The sequence below is a fragment of the Micromonospora sp. LH3U1 genome, assembly GCF_028475105.1.
In the GTDB taxonomy this organism is placed as follows: Bacteria; Actinomycetota; Actinomycetes; order Mycobacteriales; family Micromonosporaceae; genus Micromonospora.
In genome coordinates, this window is sequence record NZ_CP116936.1 from 6,320,257 (window position 1) to 6,344,577 (window position 24,321).

The 24,321-nt window shown below is 67.6% G+C and carries 26 protein-coding genes; all 26 read right to left on the reverse strand.

Annotated elements, in window-relative coordinates:
* Nucleotide 1: 1 nt before the first annotated feature.
* Nucleotides 2–568, reverse strand: a complete 567-nt coding sequence (rplE, locus tag PCA76_RS28960; protein ID WP_336298028.1) for a 50S ribosomal protein L5 — start codon at nt 566–568, stop codon at nt 2–4.
* Complete coding sequence (gene rplX, locus PCA76_RS28965) at nt 568–888, reverse strand: 50S ribosomal protein L24 (protein ID WP_272613588.1); 321 nt, start codon at nt 886–888, stop codon at nt 568–570. The genes rplE and rplX overlap by 1 nt, the downstream gene beginning before the upstream one ends.
* The gene (rplN, locus tag PCA76_RS28970) at nt 885–1,253 is read right to left on the reverse strand and encodes a 50S ribosomal protein L14 (RefSeq protein ID WP_023358185.1); all 369 of its coding nucleotides are present in this window, start codon (nt 1,251–1,253) and stop codon (nt 885–887) included. The genes rplX and rplN overlap by 4 nt, the downstream gene beginning before the upstream one ends.
* 93 nt (nt 1,254–1,346) lie before the next feature.
* Nucleotides 1,347–1,625 carry a 30S ribosomal protein S17 gene (rpsQ, locus tag PCA76_RS28975; protein WP_030489590.1) on the reverse strand — a complete coding sequence of 93 codons (279 nt, stop codon included), beginning with the start codon at nt 1,623–1,625 and terminating at the stop codon, nt 1,347–1,349.
* Entirely contained in the window at nt 1,622–1,858 is a 237-nt protein-coding gene (gene rpmC / locus PCA76_RS28980) for a 50S ribosomal protein L29 (protein WP_007465283.1), read from the reverse strand. Before rpmC ends, rpsQ begins: the two co-directional genes overlap by 4 nt.
* Nucleotides 1,858–2,283, reverse strand: coding sequence for a 50S ribosomal protein L16 (gene rplP, locus PCA76_RS28985; protein ID WP_053653940.1), 426 nt, complete (start codon nt 2,281–2,283; stop codon nt 1,858–1,860). The genes rpmC and rplP overlap by 1 nt, the downstream gene beginning before the upstream one ends.
* Nucleotides 2,284–2,286: 3 nt before the next feature.
* Nucleotides 2,287–3,159: a 30S ribosomal protein S3 gene (gene rpsC, locus PCA76_RS28990; protein ID WP_272613589.1), complete on the reverse strand. Its 873-nt coding sequence runs from the start codon at nt 3,157–3,159 to the stop codon at nt 2,287–2,289.
* Nucleotides 3,159–3,617, reverse strand: a complete 459-nt coding sequence (rplV, locus tag PCA76_RS28995) for a 50S ribosomal protein L22 (RefSeq protein WP_007465297.1) — start codon at nt 3,615–3,617, stop codon at nt 3,159–3,161. The genes rpsC and rplV overlap by 1 nt, the downstream gene beginning before the upstream one ends.
* A 41-nt stretch (nt 3,618–3,658) precedes the next feature.
* Nucleotides 3,659–3,940, reverse strand: a complete 282-nt coding sequence (gene rpsS / locus PCA76_RS29000; RefSeq protein ID WP_007465299.1) for a 30S ribosomal protein S19 — start codon at nt 3,938–3,940, stop codon at nt 3,659–3,661.
* Between the two features lie 12 nt (nt 3,941–3,952).
* On the reverse strand, nt 3,953–4,792 hold the full coding sequence (gene rplB, locus PCA76_RS29005) for a 50S ribosomal protein L2 (protein WP_030329891.1): 840 nt from the start codon (nt 4,790–4,792) through the stop codon (nt 3,953–3,955).
* 12 nt (nt 4,793–4,804) lie between these two features.
* Nucleotides 4,805–5,107 carry a 50S ribosomal protein L23 gene (gene rplW, locus PCA76_RS29010; RefSeq protein WP_007465304.1) on the reverse strand — a complete coding sequence of 101 codons (303 nt, stop codon included), beginning with the start codon at nt 5,105–5,107 and terminating at the stop codon, nt 4,805–4,807.
* Nucleotides 5,104–5,754, reverse strand: coding sequence for a 50S ribosomal protein L4 (rplD, locus tag PCA76_RS29015; protein WP_007465305.1), 651 nt, complete (start codon nt 5,752–5,754; stop codon nt 5,104–5,106). Before rplD ends, rplW begins: the two co-directional genes overlap by 4 nt.
* On the reverse strand, nt 5,751–6,416 hold the full coding sequence (gene rplC, locus PCA76_RS29020; RefSeq protein WP_272613590.1) for a 50S ribosomal protein L3: 666 nt from the start codon (nt 6,414–6,416) through the stop codon (nt 5,751–5,753). The genes rplD and rplC overlap by 4 nt, the downstream gene beginning before the upstream one ends.
* Nucleotides 6,417–6,426: 10 nt before the next feature.
* Nucleotides 6,427–6,735, reverse strand: coding sequence for a 30S ribosomal protein S10 (rpsJ, locus tag PCA76_RS29025; protein ID WP_007073037.1), 309 nt, complete (start codon nt 6,733–6,735; stop codon nt 6,427–6,429).
* A gap of 350 nt (nt 6,736–7,085) precedes the next feature.
* Entirely contained in the window at nt 7,086–8,279 is a 1,194-nt protein-coding gene (gene tuf / locus PCA76_RS29030) for an elongation factor Tu (RefSeq protein ID WP_272613591.1), read from the reverse strand.
* Nucleotides 8,280–8,491: 212 nt separating this feature from the next.
* Nucleotides 8,492–10,588 (reverse strand): elongation factor G, encoded by a 2,097-nt coding sequence (gene fusA / locus PCA76_RS29035; RefSeq protein ID WP_272613592.1) that lies wholly within the window; start codon nt 10,586–10,588, stop codon nt 8,492–8,494.
* A 76-nt stretch (nt 10,589–10,664) separates the two neighbouring features.
* The gene (rpsG, locus tag PCA76_RS29040) at nt 10,665–11,135 is read right to left on the reverse strand and encodes a 30S ribosomal protein S7 (RefSeq protein ID WP_007465317.1); all 471 of its coding nucleotides are present in this window, start codon (nt 11,133–11,135) and stop codon (nt 10,665–10,667) included.
* Nucleotide 11,136: 1 nt separating this feature from the next.
* Nucleotides 11,137–11,511, reverse strand: coding sequence for a 30S ribosomal protein S12 (gene rpsL / locus PCA76_RS29045; protein WP_007465318.1), 375 nt, complete (start codon nt 11,509–11,511; stop codon nt 11,137–11,139).
* Nucleotides 11,512–12,018: 507 nt separating this feature from the next.
* A complete protein-coding gene (locus PCA76_RS29050; protein ID WP_272619717.1) occupies nt 12,019–12,399 on the reverse strand; it encodes a hypothetical protein in 381 nt (126 codons plus the stop codon).
* A 631-nt stretch (nt 12,400–13,030) separates the two neighbouring features.
* Nucleotides 13,031–13,399 (reverse strand): hypothetical protein, encoded by a 369-nt coding sequence (locus tag PCA76_RS29055; protein ID WP_272613593.1) that lies wholly within the window; start codon nt 13,397–13,399, stop codon nt 13,031–13,033.
* Between the two features lie 94 nt (nt 13,400–13,493).
* The gene (locus tag PCA76_RS29060; protein ID WP_272613594.1) at nt 13,494–17,384 is read right to left on the reverse strand and encodes a DNA-directed RNA polymerase subunit beta'; all 3,891 of its coding nucleotides are present in this window, start codon (nt 17,382–17,384) and stop codon (nt 13,494–13,496) included.
* A gap of 80 nt (nt 17,385–17,464) precedes the next feature.
* Nucleotides 17,465–20,896, reverse strand: coding sequence for a DNA-directed RNA polymerase subunit beta (gene rpoB, locus PCA76_RS29065; RefSeq protein ID WP_272613595.1), 3,432 nt, complete (start codon nt 20,894–20,896; stop codon nt 17,465–17,467).
* Between the two features lie 569 nt (nt 20,897–21,465).
* On the reverse strand, nt 21,466–21,852 hold the full coding sequence (gene rplL / locus PCA76_RS29070) for a 50S ribosomal protein L7/L12 (protein WP_272613596.1): 387 nt from the start codon (nt 21,850–21,852) through the stop codon (nt 21,466–21,468).
* A 55-nt stretch (nt 21,853–21,907) separates the two neighbouring features.
* Nucleotides 21,908–22,453 (reverse strand): 50S ribosomal protein L10, encoded by a 546-nt coding sequence (rplJ, locus tag PCA76_RS29075; RefSeq protein ID WP_204942106.1) that lies wholly within the window; start codon nt 22,451–22,453, stop codon nt 21,908–21,910.
* Nucleotides 22,454–22,803: 350 nt separating this feature from the next.
* Nucleotides 22,804–23,493, reverse strand: coding sequence for a hypothetical protein (locus PCA76_RS29080; protein ID WP_272613597.1), 690 nt, complete (start codon nt 23,491–23,493; stop codon nt 22,804–22,806).
* Nucleotides 23,490–24,299: an ABC transporter ATP-binding protein gene (locus PCA76_RS29085; RefSeq protein WP_272613598.1), complete on the reverse strand. Its 810-nt coding sequence runs from the start codon at nt 24,297–24,299 to the stop codon at nt 23,490–23,492. The genes PCA76_RS29080 and PCA76_RS29085 overlap by 4 nt, the downstream gene beginning before the upstream one ends.
* Nucleotides 24,300–24,321: the final 22 nt, after the last annotated feature.

Below are 24,321 nucleotides of genomic sequence, written 5' to 3' on the forward strand. Positions count from 1 at the left end.
CTCAGTTCTCCTTGAACGGGAAGCCCAGGAGCTTGAGCAGCGCCCGGCCCTCGTCGTCGGTCGTGGCGGTGGTGACCACCGTGATGTCCATGCCCCGCGGGCGATCGATCCGGTCCTGGTCGATCTCGTGGAACACAGACTGCTCGGTCAGACCGAACGTGTAGTTGCCGTGCCCGTCCAGCTTGCGCCCGTCCAAGCCGCGGAAGTCACGGATACGCGGCAGCGCGATGGAGAGCAGCCGGTCCATGAACTCCCACATCCGGTCGCCACGAAGGGTGACCTTCGCGCCGATCGGCATGCCCTCGCGGAGCTTGAACTGCGCGATGGACTTGGTCGCCCGCCGCACCTGCGGCTTCTGGCCGGTGATCGTGGCGAGGTCGCGGACCGCACCGTCGATCAGCTTGGCGTCGCGAGCAGCCTCGCCGACACCCATGTTGACGACGATCTTGACCAGCCGCGGCACCTGCATGGGGTTGCCGTAGCTGTTCTGCTCACGCAGCTGGGCCACGATCTCGTTGCGGTACCGCTCCTTGAGGCGCGGCATGGTCTTTTCGGTAGCCGTGGTCATCACAGGTCCTTACCGGTGCTACGCGCGATGCGGACCTTCTGGCCGTTGTCGTCGAACCGGTAACCGACGCGGGTCGGCTTGCCGTCGGAGTCCAGGACCTGCACGTTCGAGACGTGGATCGGGGCCTCCTGAGTGACGATGCCGCCGGTCTTGGCGCCACGCTGGGTGGTGCTGATTCGAGTGTGCTTCTTGACCCGGTTCACGCCCTCAACCAGGATCTTGTCCTGCCGCGGGTAGGCCGCAATGACCTTGCCCTTGGCGCCCTTGTCCTTGCCGGCGATGATGACGACCGTGTCGCCCTTCTTGACCTTCACGGTCACAACACCTCCGGCGCGAGGGAAATAATCTTCATGAACCGCTTGTCACGCAGCTCCCGGCCCACCGGGCCGAAGATGCGGGTACCACGCGGGTCCCCGCCGTCCTTGATGATGACGGCGGCGTTCTCGTCGAAGCGGATGTACGAGCCATCCGGCCGGCGCCTCTCCTTGGCCGTGCGAACGATGACCGCCTTGACGACGTCGCCCTTCTTCACACCGGCACCCGGGATCGCGTCCTTGACCGTGGCCACGATGACGTCGCCAATGCTCGCGTAGCGCCGACCCGAGCCACCGAGAACCCGGATGCAAAGGATCTCCCGAGCACCCGTGTTGTCGGCGACGCGCAGTCGCGACTCCTGCTGAATCACGTCTATCTCCTATGTCTGCCGGTTCTCCGGCCGCCGTAGCGGCCGGAGCCTGGCGGAACCTACGCCCGACGCAACGCCGGGCTCGAGCCTTCGCTACTTGGCCTTTTCCAGGATCTCCACGATCCGCCAACGCTTGGTGGCGCTCAGCGGCCGGGTCTCCATGATGAGAACCCGGTCGCCGGTGCCAGCGGCGTTCTGCTCGTCGTGCACCTTCAGCTTGGCCGTACGGCGCATGATCTTGCCGTACAGCGCGTGCCGAACCCGGTCCTCGACCTCGACAACGACGGTCTTGTCCATCTTGTCGCTGATCACCAGGCCCTCGCGGACCTTGCGGCGCGACCGCGCGGCGGCGGTGGCGGTCTCTTCGGTCATGATGCAGTCACCTCAGTCGGCGCGGCCGAGAGCCCCAGCTCGCGCTCACGCATGATCGTGTAGATCCGGGCGATCTCCCGACGGATGACCTGCAACCGCCGGTTGTTGTCCAGCTGCCCGGTTGCGGCCTGCACGCGGAGGTTGAACAGCTCCGCCTTGGCCTCCCGCAGCTTCGTGACCAGCTCCTCTTCGGAGAGCTCACGCAGCTCGGTCGCCTTAACGCCCGCTGCCATCAGGATTCACCCACTTCGCGCGTAACAATGCGGCACTTCATCGGGAGCTTGTGGATCGCGCGACGCATAGCCTCTCGCGCGGTCTGCTCGTTGGGGAAGGACATCTCGAAGAGAACCCGCCCCGGCTTGACGTTGGCGACCCACCACTCGGGCGAGCCCTTGCCGGAACCCATCCGGGTCTCGGCAGGCTTCTTGGTGAGGGCCTGGTCCGGGAAGATCGTGATCCAGACCTTGCCACCACGCTTGATGTGGCGAGTCATCGCGATACGCGCCGACTCGATCTGCCGGTTGGTCACGTACGCCGGCTCGAGAGCCTGGATCCCGAACTCGCCGAACACCACCCGGTTACCACCCTTGGACGCGCCACTGCGGTCCGGGTGGTGCGGCTTGCGGAAGCCCTTCGGGGGCTTGCGCGGCATCAGCATCTGTCAGCCCTCCTGCTGCGTTTCTGCCGGAGCGGAAGCCGTGGCGGCGACAGCTGCGCTGTCGACCGGCTCGCCGCTCGGCGTCTCGGCCTGCTGCGCGATGGTGGTCGCAGCAGCCCGACCGGCCTCGGTGCCACCGGCCGTGGTGCCGGACGAACCCGACCGGCCACGACGCGGACGCTCGGGACGATCGCCACGCTCACCACGACGCGGGCGGGACGGACCGGCCTCGGCCGGAGTCTCCCGGCCCATGACGGCGTCGCCCTTGTAGATCCAGACCTTCACACCGATCCGGCCGAACGTGGTACGGGCCTCGAAGAAGCCGTACTCGATGTTGGCCCGCAGCGTGTGCAGCGGAACCCGGCCCTCACGGTAGAACTCGGTCCGGCTCATCTCGGCGCCGCCGAGGCGACCCGAGACCTGAACCCGGATGCCCTTGCAGACCGGGTTCTTCATCGCCGACTGCATGGCCTTGCGCATCGCCCGACGGAAGCTGACCCGGCTGGACAGCTGCTCGGCCACGCCCTGCGCAACAAGCTGAGCGTCCGACTCGGGGTTCTTCACCTCGATGATGTTCAGCTGAACCTGCTTGCCGGTGAGCTTCTCAAGCTCGCCGCGGATCCGGTCGGCCTCCGCACCCTTACGGCCGATGACAATGCCCGGCCGGGCGGTGTGGATGTCGACCCGGACCCGGTCGCGGGTGCGCTCGATGTCGACCTTGGAAATCCCGGCACGCTCGAGGCCCTTGGACATCATGCGGCGGATCTTGACATCCTCGCCGATGTAGTCCTTGTAGAGCTTGTCTGCGAACCAGCGGGACTTCCAGTCGGTCGAGATGCCGAGCCGGAACCCAGTGGGGTGAACCTTCTGACCCATTACTCGGCGTCCTCCGTCTTGCTCTGCGCTTCGGCCGGTGCGGCCTCCGTGGCCGGGGCGGCCTTCTTCGCCGCGGCCTTCCTCGGCGCTGCCGGCGCGACCGCTTCGACCGCCACGGTGATGTGGCAGGTGCGCTTGCGGATTCGGTACGCCCGACCCTGCGCCCGCGGCTGGAACCGCTTCATCGTCGGGCCCTCGTCAACGAAGGCCTCGCTGACGAGCAGCGCGTCGGGGTCCAGCCGCTCGTTGTTCTCCGCGTTGGCGATCGCGCTAGCGAGCACCTTGTACACCTGCTCGCTCGCAGCCTGCGGCGCGAACTGCAGCACCGTGAGCGCCTCCTTCGCGGGCAGGCCGCGGACGAGGTTGACCACCCGGCGCGCCTTCATCGGCGAGATGCGCACGTGCCGCGCAACCGCCCGCGCGCCCGGAAGCACCGGAGCGTCGCCCTTTCCTGGCATCGCTGTAACCCCTTGTTCCCTCTATCCGTATGCCCGCGGCGTCAGCGCCGACGGCTCTTCCGGTCGTCCTTCTCGTGACCCTTGAAAGTGCGGGTCAGCGCGAACTCGCCGAGCTTGTGCCCGACCATCGCCTCGGTCACGAACACCGGGACGTGCTTGCGTCCGTCATGCACGGCGATCGTGTGCCCCAGCATCTCGGGGATGATCGTCGAGCGCCGCGACCAGGTCTTGATCACGTTCTTGGAGCCCTTGTCGTTCTGTACTTCCACCTTCTTGAGCAGGTGGTCGTCTACGAACGGGCCCTTCTTCAGGCTGCGAGGCATGTCTTATCTCCCTCAGCCGCGCTTACGCGTGGCGTAGCGGCGGCGGACGATCAGCCGGTCACTCGGCTGGCCCTTACGGCGGGTGCGGCCCTCGGGCTTACCCTGCGGGTTGACCGGGTGGCGACCACCGGAGGTCTTACCCTCACCACCACCGTGCGGGTGGTCGACCGGGTTCATGGCGACACCACGGACGGTCGGGCGCTTGCCCTTCCACCGCATACGGCCGGCCTTGCCCCAGTTGATGTTCGACTGGTCGGCGTTGCCGATCTCGCCGATGCTGGCGCGGCAGCGCACGTCCACACGCCGGATCTCGCCGGACGGCATACGAAGGGTCGCGTACGCGCCCTCGCGGCCGAGCAGCTGGATGCCGACGCCCGCGGAACGGGCCAGCTTGGCCCCGCCACCCGGACGCAGCTCCACGTTGTGGATCGTGGTACCGACCGGGATGTTGCGCAGCGGCAGGTTGTTACCCGGCTTGATGTCGGCGCCCGGACCGGACTCGACGCGGTCGCCCTGCTTCATGTCCTTCGGCGCGATGATGTACCGCTTCTCGCCGTCGGCGTAGTGCAGCAGCGCGATGCGCGCCGTGCGGTTCGGGTCGTACTCGATGTGAGCGACCTTTGCCGGCACGCCGTCCTTGTCGACCCGCTTGAAGTCGATCAGACGGTACTGACGCTTGTGACCGCCACCGTGGTGTCGCGTGGTGATCCGGCCGTGGGCGTTACGCCCGCCCTTCTTCGGCAGCGGAGCCAGCAGCGACTTTTCCGGCGTGGACCGGGTGATCTCGGCGAAGTCAGCGACGCTGGAGCCACGTCGGCCCGGCGTCGTCGGCTTGTACTTACGGATAGCCATTGTCTACACCCCTCAGCTGACCGGGCCGCCGAAGGCCTCGATACGGTCACCGTCAGCCAGCTTCACGATCGCCCGCTTGGTCGCCTTGCGCTGACCGAAACCGGTCTTGGTGCGCTTGCGCTTACCCTGGCGGTTGAGCGTGTTGACCGTCAGGACGCGGACGTTGAAGATCTGCTGGATAGCGATCTTGATCTCGGTCTTGTTCGCGTCCGGGTGCACCAGGAAGGTGTACCAGTTCCGGTTCAGCTCGCTGTAGCTCTTCTCCGAGACGACCGGCGCCACGATGATGTCGCGCGGGTCGGCGATCGTGCTCACTTGCCACCCTCCTCGGTGGTCTCGGCGGGCACGCCCAGGAACTCGTCCAGGGCGTCCTTGGTGAAGACCACGTCGTCGGCCACCAGCACGTCGTACGTGTTCAGCTGGCCGGACTCGATCAGATGCACGCGCGGCTCGTTGCGCAGCGACACCCAGTTCAGCTCGTCGGTGCTGCTAAGCACGACCAGGACCCGACGGGCCTCGGTGAGCTTGGTCAGCGTGGCCAGGGCCGCCTTGGTAGACGGCTTCTCGCCCGAGACGAACGCCTCGACGACGTGCACCTGCCCGGCGCGAGCCCGGTCCGAGAGGGCACCGCGCAGCGCGGCAGCCTTCATCTTCTTCGGGGTCCGCTGGCTGTAGTCGCGCGGCACGGGACCGTGCACGACGCCACCGCCGGCGAACTGCGGCGCGCGGATCGAGCCCTGCCGGGCGCGACCGGTGCCCTTCTGCTTGTACGGCTTCTTGCCGCCACCAGCGACCTCGCCGCGGGTCTTGGCCTTGTGCGTGCCCTGTCGGGCCGCCGCGAGCTGGGCCACCACGACCTGGTGCATCAGCGCGACGTTGGCCTGCACGTCGAAGATGTCCGCCGGCAGCTCGACCGAGCTGCTGGTGGTGCCTTCGACGGTGCGCACGTCAACGGTGGTCACTTGGCCGCACCGCCCTTCTTCACCTTGCTCTTGGCCGCGGTACGGACCAGAACCAGCGCGCCCTTGGGGCCAGGAATGGCACCCCGGACGAGCAGGAGGTTGTTCTCGGTGTCGACCGCCTGGACGGTGAGGTTCTGCACGGTGTACCGAACGCCACCCATGCGGCCGGCCATCCGGGTGCCCTTGAAGACACGACCCGGAGTGGCGCAGGCGCCGATGGAGCCGGGCGAGCGGTGCTTACGCTCGACACCGTGGCTGGCGCGCAGACCGTGGAAGCCGTGCCGCTTCATCGGGCCGGCGTAACCCTTGCCCTTGGTCTTGCCGGTGACGTCGATGGTGACGCCGACCGGGAACTCCTCGACCGTGACTTCCTGGCCGAGCGAGTATTCCCCAGCGTCCGTGGTGCGCAGCTCGACGATGTGCCGGCGCGGCGCCACGTCCGCCTTGGCGTAGTGCCCGCTGATCGGCTTCTTGACCTTGCGCGGGTCGATGATGCCGTACGCCAGCTGGACCGCGGAGTAACCGTCCTTCTCGGCGCTACGAACCTGGCTGATGACGCACGGGCCGGCCTCGACCACGGTCACGGGAACAACACGGTTGTTGTCCCAGACCTGGGTCATGCCGAGCTTGGCGCCCAGGATCCCCTTGACTTGCCTGTCCATTGTCCGGTCCCTACAGCTTGATCTCGATGTCGACGCCAGCCGGCAGGTCGAGGCGCATGAGCGAGTCGACCGTCTTCGGGGTCGGGTCGATGATGTCGATCAGCCGCTTGTGCGTGCGCATCTCGAAGTGCTCGCGCGAGTCCTTGTACTTGTGCGGCGAGCGGATAACGCAGAAACGGTTGATCTCCGTGGGCAGCGGCACCGGGCCCGCGACCTGCGCCCCGGTGCGCGTCACGGTCTCGACGATCTTCCGAGCCGAGGAGTCGACGACCTCGTGGTCATAGGCCTTGAGCCGGATGCGGATCTTCTGTCCCGCCATGGTGGCTTCTGTTCCTTCTCTCGATGCCGCTGTGTTGCGGGCGCCTGTACCGGCTGGCACAGGCCCACTTCGCCGACCCCCGCGGTCGGGCGTGTCGCGCCCTCGGATCGGGCTCCGCCCCGTGGTTCCGGAGCGGTGCTGACCGCGCGGTGGGTCAAGGCGTCGATCGCATTACCGCGACCTGAACGCCGTGCGAGGGTGGTTGGCGACTGGGCCGCCAACCACCCCACGCTCGACTGCCTCGCCACCCGGAGGTTCAGCGAAAGCCGAACACAGGCGACGAACTGTCGTTACGCAACCTGACTAGTATGCCGCACGACTGGCGGCGGGTCTAATCGGGGTTACCTAGTTCACTTCTGGATCTTGGTGACGAACCCGGCGCCGACGGTGCGGCCACCCTCGCGAATCGCGAACTTGAGGTTCTCCTCCATGGCGATGGGCTGGATCAGCTTCACCGACATGGTGGTGTTGTCGCCCGGCATGACCATCTCGGTGCCCTCGGGAAGGGTGACGACACCGGTGACGTCCGTGGTCCGGAAGTAGAACTGCGGGCGGTAGTTCTGGAAGAACGGGGTGTGCCGGCCGCCCTCCTCCTTGGAGAGGATGTAGACCGTCGCCTCGAACTCCGTGTGCGGGGTGTTCGAGCCCGGCTTCACGACGACCATGCCGCGCTCGACCTCGTCGCGCTTGGTGCCACGCAGCAGCAGGCCGACGTTCTCGCCTGCGCGGGCGTCGTCCAGGGTCTTCCGGAACATCTCGATCGCGGTGACCTTGGTCTTGAAGCTCTTCTCCTTGATACCGACGAGCTCAACATCCTCGTTCGGCAGGAGAACGCCGCGCTCCACGCGACCGGTGACGACGGTGCCACGACCGGTGATCGTGAACACGTCCTCAACCGGCATCAGGAACGGCTTGTCAACCTCGCGCTCCGGCTGCGGGATCGAGGTGTCGACCGCGGTCATCAGGTCCAGCAGCTTGCTGGTCCACTCGGGGTCACCCTCGAGGGCCTTCAGCGCCGAAACCCGAACGACCGGCAGGTCGTCACCCGGGTACTCCTGCGACGAGAGCAGCTCGCGCACCTCAAGCTCGACGAGCTCCAGGAGCTCCTCGTCATCGACCATGTCGCTCTTGTTGAGCGCCACGACGATGTACGGCACACCGACCTGACGGGCCAGCAGCACGTGCTCGCGGGTCTGCGGCATCGGGCCGTCGGTCGCCGCCACCACCAGGATCGCGCCGTCCATCTGCGCGGCACCGGTGATCATGTTCTTGATGTAGTCGGCGTGCCCAGGGCAGTCGACGTGCGCGTAGTGACGCGTCTCGGTCTGGTACTCGACATGCGCGATCGAGATCGTGATGCCGCGGGCCTTCTCCTCCGGCGCCTTGTCGATCTCGTCGAACGGCGTGTAGGGGTTCAGGTCCGGGTACTGGTCGTGCAGGACCTTGGTGATGGCCGCCGTCAGCGTCGTCTTACCGTGGTCGATGTGACCAATGGTGCCGATGTTGACGTGCGGCTTAGTCCGCTCGAACTTAGCCTTCGCCACTGGTGTCCTCCTGTGGACTTCTTGGTTCGTACGCCCGGCGCGCCGGTCGGCGCTTAGGACTCTGTCGACAGCCTTTCCGGCCTGACGGCCGGAGAGCCATTGTGGGTTCTGCGGCGATGAAGCCTACAGGCCCGGTCTCACGCGATCCGATCGTGGTGGTCGCGGGCGGGCGAACCCTCCCGCGACCAACCACGAATCACCTGCTCAGGGCTTTACTCGCCCGTTGCCTTGGCGATGATCTCCTTCGCGACGCTCTGCGGAACCTCGGCGTAGGAGTCGAACTGCATGCTGTAGCTAGCCCGGCCCTGGGTCTTCGACCGCAGGTCGCCGACGTAGCCGAACATCTCCGACAACGGCACCAGAGCCCGGACGATGCGGGCGCCGCTGCGCTCCTCCATCGCCTGGATGATGCCGCGGCGGGAGTTGAGGTCACCGATGACGTCACCCATGTTCTCCTCAGGAGTGGTGACTTCAACGGCCATCATCGGCTCGAGCAGTGCGGGATCGGCCTTGCGGGCCGCGTCCTTCATCACCATCGAGCCGGCGATCTTGAATGCCATTTCCGACGAGTCGACCTCGTGGTACTGGCCGTCCAGCAGGGTCAGCTTCACACCGACCAGCGGGAAGCCCGCGAGGATGCCGTACTGCAGCGCATCCTGCGCACCGGCGTCCACCGACGGGATGAACTCCCGGGGGATCCGGCCGCCGCTGACGGCGTTGGCGAACTCGTAGGTCGGCGAGTCGTTGTCCAGCGGCAGCGGCTCGACGCTCACGATCACGCGGGCGTACTGGCCGGAACCACCGGTCTGCTTCTTGTGGGTGTACTCGACCTTGTCCACCTTGCGGCGAATGGTCTCGCGGTATGCCACCTGGGGCTTGCCGACGTTGGCCTCGACGTTGAACTCGCGGCGCATCCGGTCGACCAGGATGTCCAGGTGCAGCTCACCCATGCCGGAGATGACGGTCTGACCGGTCTCCTCGTCCAGACGGACGCGGAAGGTCGGGTCCTCCTCGGCCAGCCGCTGGATCGCGGTGCCGAGCTTCTCCTGGTCAGACTTGGTCTTCGGCTCGATCGCCACCGAGATGACCGGCTCCGGGAAGGTCATCGACTCCAGGATCACCGGGTTCGCCGGGTCGGAGAGCGTGTCGCCGGTGGTGGTCTGCTTGAGACCCTGCACCGCGATGATGTCGCCGGCCTGCGCCGACGGACGCTCTTCCCGCTTGTTGGCGTGCATCTGGTAGATCTTGCCGATCCGCTCCTTGCGGTCCTTGGTGGAGTTGACCACCTGGGAGCCGGATTCGAGCAGACCGGAGTAGACCCGGACGTAGGTGAGCTTGCCGAGGTGCTTGTCCGTCTGGATCTTGAAGGCCAGCCCGGCGAACGGCTCCGACTTGGACGGCTTCCGAATCAGCGGGGTCTCGCCGTCGGTGGCCGTACCCTCGATGGCCGGAACGTCCAGCGGCGACGGCAGGAAGTCGACCACGGCGTCGAGCATGGGCTGAACGCCCTTGTTCTTGAACGCCGAGCCGCACAGCACCGGGTTGGCCTTGCCGGCGATGGTGGCACGCCGGATGGCGGCCTTGATCTCCTCGACGGAGACCTCCTCGCCTTCCAGGTACTTCTCCATCACCGAGTCGTCGACGTCGGCGAGGGTCTCCAGCAGCTTCTCGCGCCACTCGGCCGCGGAGTCGGCCAGGTCGGCCGGGATCTCCTCGATCGCGTAGTCGTCACCCTTCTGGGTCTCCCCACGCCAGGTGAGCGCGCGCATGCCGATCAGGTCGACGACGCCGATGTGGTCGCCCTCGAGCCCGATCGGGATCTGGAGCACCAACGGGGTGGCGTTGAGCCGGTCGATCATCATCTGCACGCAGCGGAAGAAGTCGGCACCGGTCCGGTCAAGCTTGTTGACGAAGCACATACGCGGGACGTTGTACTTGTCGGCCTGCCGCCAGACGTTCTCCGTCTGCGGCTCCACGCCGGCGACACCGTCGTAGACCGCGACCGCACCATCCAGCACGCGCAGCGACCGCTCGACCTCGACCGTGAAGTCGACGTGGCCGGGCGTGTCGATGATCTGGATCGTGTGGCCCTTCCACTCACACTTGGTAGCAGCAGAGGTGATGGTGATACCACGCTCCTGCTCCTGCTCCATCCAGTCCATGACGGCAGCGCCCTCGTGGACCTCACCGATCTTGTACGTGATGCCGGTGTAGAACAGGATCCGCTCGGTGGTCGTGGTCTTACCGGCATCGATGTGCGCCATGATGCCGATGTTGCGTACGTTGGCGAGCGCGTCTGCGGCGGCCACTTCAATCCCTACTTATCGTCGTCTCGACTCAACTGGTGGCGGTTCCGGCGCCCGTGGGGGCGCCGGAACCAGGGTGTTACCAGCGGTAGTGCGCGAAGGCCTTGTTGGACTCGGCCATCTTGTGCGTGTCCTCGCGCCGCTTGACGGCGGCACCGAGGCCGTTGCTCGCGTCCAGCAGCTCGTTCATCAGCCGCTCGACCATGGTCTTCTCGCGACGAGCGCGGGAGTAGGTGACCAGCCAGCGCAGGCCCAGCGTGGTCGCCCGGGTCGGGCGGACCTCGACCGGCACCTGGTAGGTGGCGCCACCGACACGACGGCTGCGCACCTCGAGAGTCGGCTTGACGTTGTCCATCGCCCGCTTGAGGGTGACGACCGGGTCGGTGCCGGACTTCTCGCGGCAGCCCTCGAGGGCCGCGTACACGATGGACTCGGCGAGCTGACGCTTGCCGCGAAGCAGGATCTTGTTCACCAGCTGGGTGACCAGCGGCGAGTTGTACACCGGGTCAGCGACCAGTGGCCGCCGCGGAGCGGGTCCCTTACGCGGCATGTCAGCTCTTCTCCTTCTTGGCGCCGTAACGGCTGCGCGCCTGCTTGCGGTTGCGGACACCCTGGGTGTCCAGCGAACCGCGAACGATCTTGTAACGCACGCCGGGGAGGTCCTTCACCCGACCGCCGCGGACGAGCACGATCGAGTGCTCCTGCAGGTTGTGACCGACACCCGGGATGTAGGCGGTCACCTCGATCTGGCTGCTGAGCTTCACACGAGCGACCTTGCGCAGCGCCGAGTTCGGCTTCTTAGGGGTGGTGGTGTACACGCGGGTGCACACGCCGCGCCGCTGAGGGGAACCCTTCAGCGCCGGGGTCTTGGTCTTGGTGGTCTTCGCCTGGCGGCCCTTTCGGACCAGCTGCTGGATCGTGGGCACCGGGTTTCTCCGCTCCCTTCGGCCGCATTCGCGACCGCGCCGTCTGCTCGTTAGCCGGCCTGATGACCGGCTCTCCTACACTTCGACCAGGGCCACCTCACGGAGACCCCGGCACCCGCGGTCGGGCGTGTCGCCCTCGTCACGGTCCCGTTGCGACGCTTTCGCGTGCGTACCGGGTTTTGTCACCGGTGCGCGGGTCGCCCCGCTCCGGATCTTTAGCTTGTCGTGCCGCCGCCCGGACTCCGGAAACAGCGCACGCACGAGTTGCCCGGGCATGCCCGGGCACAAGGGGAAAGAGTACCTACCACAACCGCCCAGGTCAAAACGGAACGGCCCGGCGACTGTCTCACCTCGCCGGTCGAATCTCGTCCTGCCCCGTCGCCCGCGATGGGCACCTGCGAGCACAAGTGTACCGGCTTGCCGGCGGGACCACCCGTCGCCCCCGGCGCGCACCGGGATGCCACCGCGCCAATCGAAAAACGCGTCACGTGCGCGCGGTGACCTGCCTCACGTCAGGGCGAGCAACAGCGCCAGGCCCAGGCCCAGGAGGCTGAGCAGTGCCCCTGCCCCGCCACAGCTGATCCCGGCCACCGCCAGTCCTCGGCCGGTGAACCGGACTGCGGAGGGCGCGGCCGGACGGCGGATCTGCCGCTGGCCGAGCAGGCCGGTGACGACCGCCGCCACACCGGCCAGCAACCCGAGCGCAGCGAACGCCCCGGAAGCCCAGGCCCCACCCTCATTCACGAAGGCCACCCCGAAGCAGATCACCAGCAGCGACACCAGGACCGACGCGATCCCGGCCACCAGCGCCCCGATGGCGAGCCCCGAAGTGACCGGTGGCACATCCAGGTACACGACGCCGAACGGCGTACCAGACACCGACTCCACTCGTTTCGGCGGCCGGCGCTGGTCGTCGGTGGGTGGTGGCACCGGATGCCCCGGGCCGCCCCAACCGGGTGCGTGACCCGACGGCGGGCCCCAGCCGTGCGGCACACCAGGCCCGGACGACGGAGGACCCCAGTCGGGCGGCCCACCAGGCCCGGACTGCGGAGAGCCCCATCCGTATGGGACGCCAGGCCCAGAGTGCGGCGGACCCCACCCGTACGGGACGCCAGGCCCAGAGTGCGGCGGACCCCACCCGTACGGGACGGCAGGCCCAGACGACGGCGGACCCCAGCCCGGCGGTGTCGGGGTCGGCCCCCCGGAGACCGGGTACGGCTGACCGGAGCCGGGCGGAGTGGTCGTGCCCCAGCCGGGGTGCGGCCCGGCCGGGGTCGACGCGCCCCAACCTGGAGAGGACGCAGGTGGGTGCGGCTCGCCGCTCGGGCCCGCTTGAGCCCAGCCACTCGACTCGGACGGAGCCGGCGCATCCGGAGGGCCGGCCGGTTCGTCCGCAGGGGGCCGCGCCGGATCCGTCACGAGGTCCTCCTGTCGAAAGGCCGCCACCGCCGCACGGTGGACACCGGCCAGGCTACCGCCGAGAGCGCTGACGGCCGCGCCGGGCGCGGCCACGGGCGGCTCAGTCCATGTTCGCCGGGTAGTCGTGGCCGAACGGCGCCCCGGCCAACCGAACCACCCCGATGACCACCGCGGCCACCACACTGACGGCGACCAGCACCAGGCCGGTCCAGGCCATCCGCTCCCCCCGTCGCAGCCAGGCGCCGCCGGTCAGGAAACCCCCTGAGGCGTACGCCTCGCGCCGCGCCTGCCGGGCCAGTTGCAGTGCCACCGTCGCCGGCACCACGCCACCGATGAACAGCCCGGTCAGCAGGCCGAGCAGCCCCAGCGCGAAGACCGCCCGCGCCTTCGTGGCGCGGGCCGGATCCGGGTCCAGCGGGTGGCGCAGGCCCTGCTGCGCGACGGACACCTGCCCGGGTGCGGTCGTCATCCCCCCATCATGCCGAACTCGGACCGGGGGTGGGTGGGTCCGGACACGACGAGGCCCCCGGCGGATGCCGGGGGCCTCGTCGTGCGATTGGTGCTTAGCGGTACGACCCGAAGTCGAAGTCGTCCAGCGGCACAGCCTGCCCGCTGGCCGGCCCGAACCCGTAGTCGGTCTCCGGGTACCCGGTCATCGAGTAGACCTTGGCCTTGGCCTCCTCGGTCGGCTCGACCCGGACGTTGCGGTACTTGCTGATGCCCGTACCCGCCGGGATGAGCTTTCCGATGATCACGTTCTCCTTGAGGCCGACCAACGAGTCGCTGCGCGAGTTGATCGCAGCGTCGGTCAGCACCCGGGTGGTCTCCTGGAAGGAGGCCGCCGAGAGCCAGGAGTCGGTGGCCAGCGAGGCCTTGGTGATACCCATCAGCACCGGACGGCCGGCGGCGGGCTCGCCGCCCTCCGAGACGAGTCGGCGGTTCTCCGACTCGAACAGCGCCCGGTCGACCAGCACACCCGGCAGGAACTCGGTCGAGCCGGAGTCGATGACCGTCACCCGCTTGAGCATCTGGCGGATGATGATCTCGATGTGCTTGTCGTGGATGAGCACACCCTGCGAGCGGTAGACCTCCTGGACCTCACTGGTCAGGTGGACCTGAACCGCCCGCGGACCCATGATCCGCAGAAGCTCGTGCGGGTCGATGGTGCCCTCGGTCAGCTTCTCGCCGACCGCGACGTGACCGCCGTCGTGGGTACGGAGCTTGACCCGCTTCGAGATCTTGTCGTAGACGATCTCTTCGCTGCCGTCGTCCGGCACCACGATGATCTTGCGCGAGCGCTCGCCGTCCTCGATCCGGATCCGGCCGGGGGTGTCGGCGATGGGCGCCTTACCCTTCGGGACCCGAGCCTCGAAGATTTCCTGCACACGCGGCAGACCCTGGGTGATGTCCTCACCCGCGACACCACCGGTGTGGAAGGTACGCATCGTCAGCTGCGTACCGGGCTCACCGATGGACTGGGCGGCGATGATGCCGACCGCCTCACCGATGTCGACCGACTTGCCGGTCGGCAGCGACCGGCCGTAGCAGGCCGCGCAGACGCCCAGCTTGGACTCACAGGTGAGCACGCTGCGCACCCGGACCGTCTCCACGCCGGCGGCGACGATCTTGTCGACCCCGATGGAGTTGATGTCCTGACCACGCTCGGCGACCACGGTGCCGTCCGGCCCCTTGATGTCGTCGGCCAGGGTCCGGGCGTGCACGCTGGTCTCGGCGTGGGTGTGGACGACGAGCTTGCCGCCTTCGAGCTTCTCGCCGATCTGCATCGGGATCGCCCGGTCGGTGCCGCAGTCCTCTTCGCGGATGATGACGTCCTGCGAGACGTCCACCAGACGACGGGTCAGGTAACCCGAGTCGGCGGTCCGCAGCGCGGTGTCGGCGAGACCCTTACGGGCACCGTGCGTGGAGATGAAGTACTCCAGCACGGACAGACCCTCCCGGTAGCTGGCCTTGATCGGCCGCGGGATGATCTCGCCCTTCGGGTTGGCCACCAGACCACGGATCGCCGCGATCTGCCGGAGCTGGAGCAGGTTACCGCGGGCACCCGAGTGGATCATCTTCCACAGTGGGTTCTCCTGCGGCAGCGCGGTGTCCATCTCCTTGGCGACCTCGTTGGTCGCCTTGGTCCAGATCTCGATGAGCTCGCCGCGACGTTCCTCGGCGGTCATCAGACCACGCTGGTACTGCTTGTCGATCCGGTCGGCTTCCTTCTCGTACTTCGACAGGATCTCCGCCTTGCGCGGCGGAGCGATGACGTCCTCCATGCCGATCGTCACGCCGGACCAGGTGGCCCAGTGGAAACCGGCCTCCTTGAGCCCGTCCAGGGTGGCGGCCAGCGCCACCTTGGGGAAGCGCTCGGCGAGGTCGTTGACGATCGCGGAGAGCTGACCCTTGCGGATCTCGTAGTTCACGAAGCGGTAGCCCTGCGGCAGCGTCTCGTTGAACAGCACCCGACCCAGGGTGGTCTCCACGGTCAGCGCGTCACCCTCGACGAAGCCCTCCGGGGCGGTCCACGCCTCGGAGCCAGCACCGTTGTCGACCTCGACCACACCACGCAGGCGGATCTTCACGGGCGCCTGCAGGTGCAGCTCACCGTTGTCGAAGGCCATCCGCGCCTCGGCGTCCGAGCTGAACGCCCGGCCCTCGCCCTTCTCACCGGCGGTGAGGTGGGTGAGGTGGTAGAGACCGATGACCATGTCCTGGGTGGGCATGGTGACCGGCTTACCGTCGGCCGGCTTGAGGATGTTGTTCGACGACAGCATCAGGATCCGCGCCTCGGCCTGAGCCTCAGCGGACAGCGGCACGTGCACCGCCATCTGGTCACCATCGAAGTCGGCGTTGAACGCGGTGCAGACCAGCGGGTGGATCTGGATCGCCTTGCCCTCGACCAGCTGCGGCTCGAAGGCCTGGATACCCAGGCGGTGCAGGGTCGGCGCCCGGTTGAGCAGCACCGGGTGCTCGCCGATGACCTCTTCCAGCACGTCCCACACGACCGGGCGCTGACGCTCGACCATCCGCTTGGCGGACTTGATGTTCTGCGCGTGGTTGAGGTCCACCAGCCGCTTCATGACGAACGGCTTGAACAGCTCCAGCGCCATCTGCTTGGGCAGACCACACTGGTGCAGCTTGAGCTTCGGGCCGACCACGATGACCGAACGGCCGGAGTAGTCGACGCGCTTGCCCAGCAGGTTCTGGCGGAACCGGCCCTGCTTGCCCTTGAGCATGTCGGACAGCGACTTGAGCGGGCGGTTACCCGGGCCGGTGACCGGCCGGCCGCGACGGCCATTGTCGAACAGCGCGTCGACGGCCTCCTGGAGCATCCGCTTCTCGTTGTTGACGATGATCTCGGGCGCGCCGAGGTCGATCAGCCGCTTGAGGCGGTTGTTCCGGTTGATCACGCGGCGGTACAGGTCGTTCAGGTCCGAGGTCGCGAAGCGGCCACCATCGAGCTGCACCATCGGGCGCAGGTCCGGCGGGATGACCGGGACGCAGTCGAGCACCATGCCGAGCGGGGAGTTGCGGGTGTTCAGGAACGCCGCCACGACCTTGAGTCGCTTGAGCGCCCGGATCTTCCGCTGGCCCTTGCCGGACCGGATGGTCTCCCGCAGGCTCTCGGCCTCGGCGTCGAGGTCCATGTTCTGGACCAGCGCCTTGATCGCCTCGGCGCCCATGGAACCGGTGAAGTACTCACCGAACCGGTCGCGCAGCTCGCGGTAGAGCAGCTCGTCGGTGACCAGCTGCTTCGGCTCCAGCTTGCGGAAGGTGTCCAGCACCTCGTCCAGGCGGTCGATCTCGCGCTGGGCCCGGTCGCGGATCTGGCGCATCTCGCGCTCTCCGCCCTCCTTGACCTTGCGCCGGACGTCCGCCTTGGCACCCTCGGCCTCCAGCTCGGCCAGGTCGGCCTCGAGCTTGGCGGCCCGCTTCTCGATCTCCGAGTCGCGGCTGTTCTCGGACTGCCGCTTCTCGGCCAGGATCTCGTTCTCGATCGTCGAGAGGTCACGGTGACGCGACTCCGCGTCCACGCTCGTCACGACGTACGAGGCGAAGTAGATGATCTTTTCGAGGTCCTTCGGAGCGAGGTCCAGCAGGTAACCCAGCCGGCTCGGAACGCCCTTGAAGTACCAGATGTGGGTCACCGGAGCAGCGAGCTCGATGTGCCCCATCCGCTCACGACGGACCTTGGAGCGAGTCACCTCGACGCCGCAGCGCTCGCAGATGATGCCCTTGAATCGGACGCGCTTGTACTTACCGCAGTAGCATTCCCAGTCCCGCTGCGGACCGAAGATCTTCTCGCAGAAGAGCCCGTCCTTCTCCGGCTTCAGGGTGCGGTAGTTGATCGTCTCAGGCTTCTTGACCTCGCCGTGCGACCACTGACGGATGTCGTCGGCGGTGGCGAGACCAATGCGCAGCTCGTCGAAGAAGTTGACGTCGAGCACTCTGTCCCCTATGTCGTCGTCTGTACTGCTAATTCTCGGGCGAGGTCGGGGGCCGGCGTACCGGCCCCCGACCGCTCACCTCAGACCTCTTCGACCGAGCTCGGCTCGCGCCGGGACAGGTCGATGCCCAGCTCCTCAGCGGCCCGGAACACCTCGTCGTCGGTCTCGCGCATTTCCAGGGCCACACCGTCGCTGGAAAGCACCTCAACGTTGAGGCACAGCGACTGCAGCTCCTTGAGCAGCACCTTGAACGACTCCGGGATGCCCGGCTCCGGGATGTTCTCGCCCTTGACGATGGCCTCGTAGACCTTCACGCGGCCGAGCACGTCGTCGGACTTGATCGTGAGCAGCTCCTGCAGGGCGTAGGCAGCGCCGTACGCCTGCATCGCCCAGCACTCCATCTCACCGAAACGCTGACCACCGAACTGCGCCTTACCACCCAGCGGCTGCTGCGTGATCATCGAGTACGGGCCGGTCGAACGAGCGTGGATCTTGTCGTCGACCAGGTGGTTGAGCTTCAGGATGTAGACGTACCCGACCGCGATCGGGTCCGGCAGCGGCTCGCCGGAGCGACCGTCGAACAGCTGCGCCTTGCCGGTACGCCCGATCAGCTGCTTGCCGTCCCGGTTGGGCAGGGTCGACTCGAGCAGACCGGAGATCTCCTCCTCGCGGGCACCGTCGAAGACCGGGGTGGCCACGTTGGTGTCGCCCTCGGACTCGTGCGCGTCGATCGAGCGCAGCTGGCGCTTCCAGTCGGTGTCGTCGCCTTCGACCTTCCAACCGGTCTTGGCGACCCAACCGAGGTGGGTCTCCAGAACCTGGCCGATGTTCATCCGGCTCGGCACACCGAGCGGGTTGAGCACGATGTCGACCGGGGTGCCGTCCTCCAGGAACGGCATGTCCTCGATCGGCAGGATCTTCGAGATGACGCCCTTGTTGCCGTGCCGGCCAGCGAGCTTGTCGCCGTCCTGGATCTTGCGCTTCTGGGCGACGTAGACCCGGACCAGCTCGTTGACACCCGGCGGCAGCTCGTCGCCGTCCTCGCGGGAGAACGTGCGCACACCGATGACCGTGCCGGTCTCGCCGTGCGGCACCTTCAGCGAGGTGTCCCGAACCTCACGCGCCTTCTCACCGAAGATCGCGCGGAGCAGTCGCTCCTCCGGGGTCAGCTCGGTCTCACCCTTGGGCGTGACCTTGCCGACCAGGATGTCACCGGGGACGACCTCGGCGCCGATCCGGATGATGCCGCGCTCGTCGAGGTCAGCGAGCATTTCCTCGCTGACGTTCGGGATGTCGCGGGTGATCTCCTCCGGGCCGAGCTTGGTGTCCCGAGCGTCGACCTCGTGCTCCTCGATGTGGATCGAGGTGAGCACGTCCTGCTGCACGAGACGCTGCGACAGGATGATCGCGTCCTCGTAGTTGTGGCCCTCCCAGCACATGAACGCCACCAGCAGGTTGCGTCCGAGTGCCATCTCGCCCTCGTCGGTGCACGGACCATCGGCGATGACCTGACCGGCCTCGACGCGGTCGCCCTCGAAGACCACCGGCTTCTGGTTGACGCAGGAGCCGGCGTTGGAGCGGCGGAACTTGTGCAGCAGGTACGTCCGGCGGTGGCCGTCATCCTGGTGGATGGTGACGTAGTCGGCGCAGAGATCCTCGATCACACCGCCGACCTCGGCGACAACCACGTCGCCAGCGTCGACCGCGGCCCGGTACTCCATGCCCGTACCCACGAGCGGCGCCTCGGCCTTGACCAGCGGCACCGCCTGGCGCTGCATGTTCGCGCCCATCAGTGCCCGGTTGGCGTCGTCGTGCTCGAGGAACGGGATCATGGCGGTCGCGACCGAGGTCATCTGCCGGGGCGAGACGTCCATGTAGTCGACGGCACCGGGGAGGACGTCCTCGGTCTCGCCGCCCTTACGACGGCAGAGCACCCGCTCCTCGGCGAACGTGCCGTCAGCCTTCAGGCGCGCGTTGGCCTGGGCCTTGACGAACCGGTCCTCCTCGTCAGCGGTCAGGTAGTCGATCTGGTCGGTGACCCGACCCTCGACGACCTTCCGGTACGGCGTCTCGATGAAGCCGAACGGGTTGACCCGGGCGAAGGTGGACAGCGCGCCGATCAGGCCGATGTTCGGGCCTTCCGGCGTCTCGATCGGGCACATCCGGCCGTAGTGGGACGGGTGCACGTCGCGGACCTCGAAGCCGGCCCGCTCCCGGGACAGACCACCCGGGCCGAGCGCGCTCAGCCGGCGCCGGTGGGTCAGACCCGCCAGCGGGTTGGTCTGGTCCATGAACTGGGACAGCTGCGACGTCCCGAAGAACTCCTTGATCGCCGCCACCACCGGGCGGATGTTGATCAGGGTCTGCGGGGTGATCGCCTCGACGTCCTGCGTGGTCATCCGCTCGCGGACGACCCGCTCCATCCGGGACAGGCCGACCCGGACCTGGTTCTGGATCAGCTCGCCCACGGTACGCAGACGCCGGTTGCCGAAGTGGTCGATGTCGTCGGCCTCGTAGCCGTCCTCACCGGCGTGCAGCCGGCACAGGTATTCCACGGTGGCGACGATGTCGTCCTCGGTCAGCGTGCCGGTGGTGATCGGAACGTTGACTTCGAGCTTCTTGTTGAACTTGTAACGCCCGACCTTGGCGACGTCGTACCTCTTCGGGTTGAAGAAGAGGTTGTCGAGCAGGGTCTGGGCGTTCTCGCGCGTCGGCGGCTCGCCAGGGCGCAGCTTGCGGTAGATATCGAGCAGGGCCTCGTCGGCGCCGGCGATGTGGTCCTTCTCGAGCGTGGTCATCATCAGCTCGGACCAGCCGAACCGCTCACGGATCCGCTCAGCCGACCATCCGACGGCCTTGAGCAGGACCGTGACGGCCTGCCGACGCTTACGGTCGATACGAACGCCGACCGTGTCGCGCTTGTCGATGTCAAACTCCAGCCAGGCACCCCGACTCGGGATGACCTTGACGCTGGAGAGGTCGCGGTCGGAGGTCTTGTCCGGCTCCTTGGAGAAGTACACGCCCGGAGACCGGACGAGCTGGCTGACCACCACGCGCTCGGTGCCGTTGATGACGAAGGTGCCCTTGGGCGTCATCATCGGGAAGTCACCCATGAACACCGTCTGGCTCTTGATCTCGCCAGTGGTGTTGTTGGTGAACTCCGCGGTCACGAAGAGCGGAGCGCAGTAGGTCAGGTCCTTCTCCTTGCACTCCTCGATCGAGGCCTTGACCTCGTCGAAGCGCGGCGCCGAGAAGGAAAGCGACATGGTGCCGGAGAAGTCCTCAATGGGACTGATCTCTTCAAGGATCTCCGCGAGACCCGAGCGTGCGTGCGGGTCGTCCGCCGACCGGCCCTGCCAAGCCTCGTTGCCGACGAGCCAGTCGAAGGACTCGTTCTGGATGGCAAGGAGGTTGGGGACCTCGAGGTGTTCGGTGATCCTGCCGAATGAAACTCGGCGGGGAGCGAATGCGCTCGACGTACGACTGGTCTTCGCAGGGCGGGAAGCTGCCAAGATGCGTCCTTCCGAGGACCGGTGCTGCAGAACGGCTGGTACGCGTGCACTCCAATGACCCCACCAGAAATATCCGTAAACGGACATTTCCGAGCAGGGGTCAAGTCGGAAGGCAGCGCAAACTAGCAGTGTAGCCGAGAGGCTAACCGCTGTCCAGCCCACCCCGCAGGTCGTTTGCGGAACGTGCCTCGGCCCCCGTCAACCGGGGTCTGCCGGGCCGCTCAGAACGCAACGTCCCCACTGGGCCGCTCGGGTTACTGCGGCGATGGTGCCACCGCTGTCATACCCACGTCATGGCCGTCGCAAGCGCGGTGTCTTGCTGGTGTCAGCGTGCCTGGCAGCCCGGGGCCGCGTCAAGAGCCGGTATCCGGGTTGTCCCTTGTTTCCCACCGGAGGGCGACCCGCCACGCTCATTCGGGTCAACGGTGCCGGTCGTCGGAGCCCAGCTCAGGACCGGTCGGAGCCAGATTTACCAATACGGCGGGCGGCGATCCTTGTCGGATCACCGCCCGCCGCGACGCGATGATGTCCCGGCCCACGAGCCAGGTACGCGCAGGTGGAACGTCAGATCACTTGAGGGTGACCTTGGCGCCTTCGCCCTCGAGCTTGGCCTTCGCCTTCTCGGCGGTCTCCTTGTTGACCTTCTCCAGGATGGCCTTCGGCGCGGACTCAACCGCGTCCTTGGCCTCCTTGAGGCCCAGGCCGGTCAGCTCACGCACGACCTTGATGACCTGGATCTTCTTGCCACCGTCAGCCTCGAGGATGACGTCGAACTCGTCCTGCTCCGGCTCGGCCTCGGCAGCAGCGGCGGCGCCGCCGCCACCCTGGGCGATCGCGACCGGAGCGGCAGCGGTGACCTCGAAGGTCGTCTCGAACTGCTTCACGAACTCAGAGAGCTCGATCAGCGTCATCTCCTTGAACGCGTCGAGCAGCTCGTCGGTGCTGAGCTTCGCCATATCTGGCGTCCTTTCCTGATTCTGTTAAGTAAAGAACTGGTGCGCCGTGGGGGCCTCAGGCCGCCTCGGCGCCCTCCTTCTCGCGCTTGTCCTGCAGGGCAGCCGCCAGACGGGCGGTCTTCGACAGCGGGGCCTGGAACAGGGCCGCGGCCTTGCTCAGGTTGCCCTTCATCGCGCCGGCCAGCTTGGCCAGCAGCACCTCGCGGGACTCAAGGTCGGCAAGCTTCGTGACCTCGGCCGCGGAAATGGCCTTGCCCTCGAAGACACCGCCCTTGATGACGAGCTTCGGGTTGGCCTTCGCGAAATCGCGAAGCCCCTTCGCCGCCTCGACGACGTCGCCCGAAACGAAAGTCAGCGCGGTAGGACCGGTGAACAGCTCGTCGAGGCCGGTGATGCCCGCGTCCGTCGCAGCACGCTTCGCCAGCGTGTTCTTCGCGACCGTGTAGCTGGTCTCGGCGCCGAGCGTGCGCCGAAGCTGGGTGAGCTGGGAAACCGTCAGACCGCGGTACTCGGTCAGCACGGTGGCGCCCGAGCTACGGAAGCTCTCGGTCAGCTCAGCGACGGCCGTGGCCTTGTCGGCCCGGATCGGCTTGTCCGCCATGTCCCTCCTCTCTCGTTACTCGAGGCTGGTCCCCGTCACAGCCGAAGCTGGAACGGGGGCGGAGGCAGCACGACAACGAAAAAGCCCCGGCGCAGGGCGCACGGGGCGAGGGCCGGAAGTTCGTCACGGTCGGCGGACCATGCTCACTGCCGAGTTACGCTTGCCGCCCTACGCGGGTCGCCCGTTGTCGCAGGGCCTTCGACCGTGCCGAAGCACAGTGACCAGCGGTCTCTGGGTGGTTCCTCATCCATGACAACACGGATGACGTTTGAAGAGTACGCGACCCCGCGACCTGCGCCAAATCAGGTCCGTGTGGGCCAGGCCACCGTCCGCGAGCAACGTCGAGCCGGTCAGCCGTGGGACCGCCGCCGCCACAGGTAGCCCCCGAGGGCGGCCGCGCTCCAGGCCAACGCCCACGCGCTGAGCCCCAGCAGCGTGAGCGCGGCGGCATCGCCCGCGGTGGTCCGGGCGGCGGCCATGATAGGCGGCGCCAGCCAGGGGGCCACCGAGCCGGCCAGGCCGAGCACCACCGCCCCAACCCCACCGAGAGCCAACACCGCGACGCCGTACCCGGCGCCGCCCACCGACGCCCGACTGGCCAGCGCGCCGAGGGCGATCGCTGCTGGCACAGCGAGCAGATGCGCCCACACCCCCAGCGCAAGCCCGACCGGGATCGACCGGTCCCCCGGGTCGACCGGGCCGGAGACCCCGCCGACGAGCCACGGAAAGAGCAGCGCGACAGCCACCGTCATCGACGCCGCCACGCCGGCGGCGAGAATGCCGGCCAACCGCTCGCGGGCCACACCGACCACCACCTGCGCCAACCGGCGCTGCACATCCGGCTCCACGTCCAGAAGGATCTTGGTCTGCCAGGCGATGACCGGGAAGAGCACCACGGCCGAGACGCCATACGCCTCGGCCGGCTGGGCCCGGCCACCGCCATAGAGGGTGCCGAGCGTGATCAGGCCGGCGAGCAACGGCGCCAACGCCCGCCCGGTCCGTAGGAACCCGGACAGCCGCATCCGCACGAGGGCGTTCACCGGGCCTCCCCCGCCGCCTGTTCGACCGCCACAGCGCCGTCCGCGTTCTCTGGATCCCCCGGTGTGGCCGATGGCGCGCCGGAGCGTACCCGCAGCACCTGGTGGCCCTCGGCGCGTAACCGGGCGACGGTGCCGGCGACCCGCGCGGCCGGCACCGCAACCTCGACCACCGCGATCTCCTCGTCCGCCGACGACGTCTCCTCGGTCAGCGAACCGCCGCCCACCAACCAGCGCCGTGCGGCCGGCAGCCGGACCGTCTCCCCACGGTGGTCGCTGACCAGGACGGCACCGTCGCCGGCGAGCACCTCGGCGATCAACTCGGGCACCAGCTCGCGGGTGGCGGCGTCCAGCCCCTCCCACGGCTCGTCGAGCACCAGCAGGCCCGGCGGACGCAGCATCGCCTGGGCGAGGCCCACCTTCTGCGCGGTGCCCTTGGACAGCTCCGGCAGCCGGACCGAGCGGAAAGCGGAAAGCCCGAGCCGGTCGGTCCAGAAAGTCACCGCGTCATCGGCCGCTGCCTTGCCCAACCCCGCCACCCGGGCCATCCCGGTCAGATAGCGGGCCACGGTGAACGGCTGGTCAGCGGCGAAACGTTCCGGCACCCAACCCACCCGCGCCGGCCGACCGGTGACCCGGCCCTTGTCCGGCCGGAGCACCCCCGCGGCCACCTGGAGCAGGGTCGACTTGCCCACCCCGTTGCGGCCCTGAACGACCGCCACCTCGCCCGGACCGATCCGCACGTCAATGCCCCGCAGCACCCACGACCCTCGCCGGTGGTACCGCAACCAGACGTTCTCCAGCCGCATGCGGACGAGCCTGCCACACCTC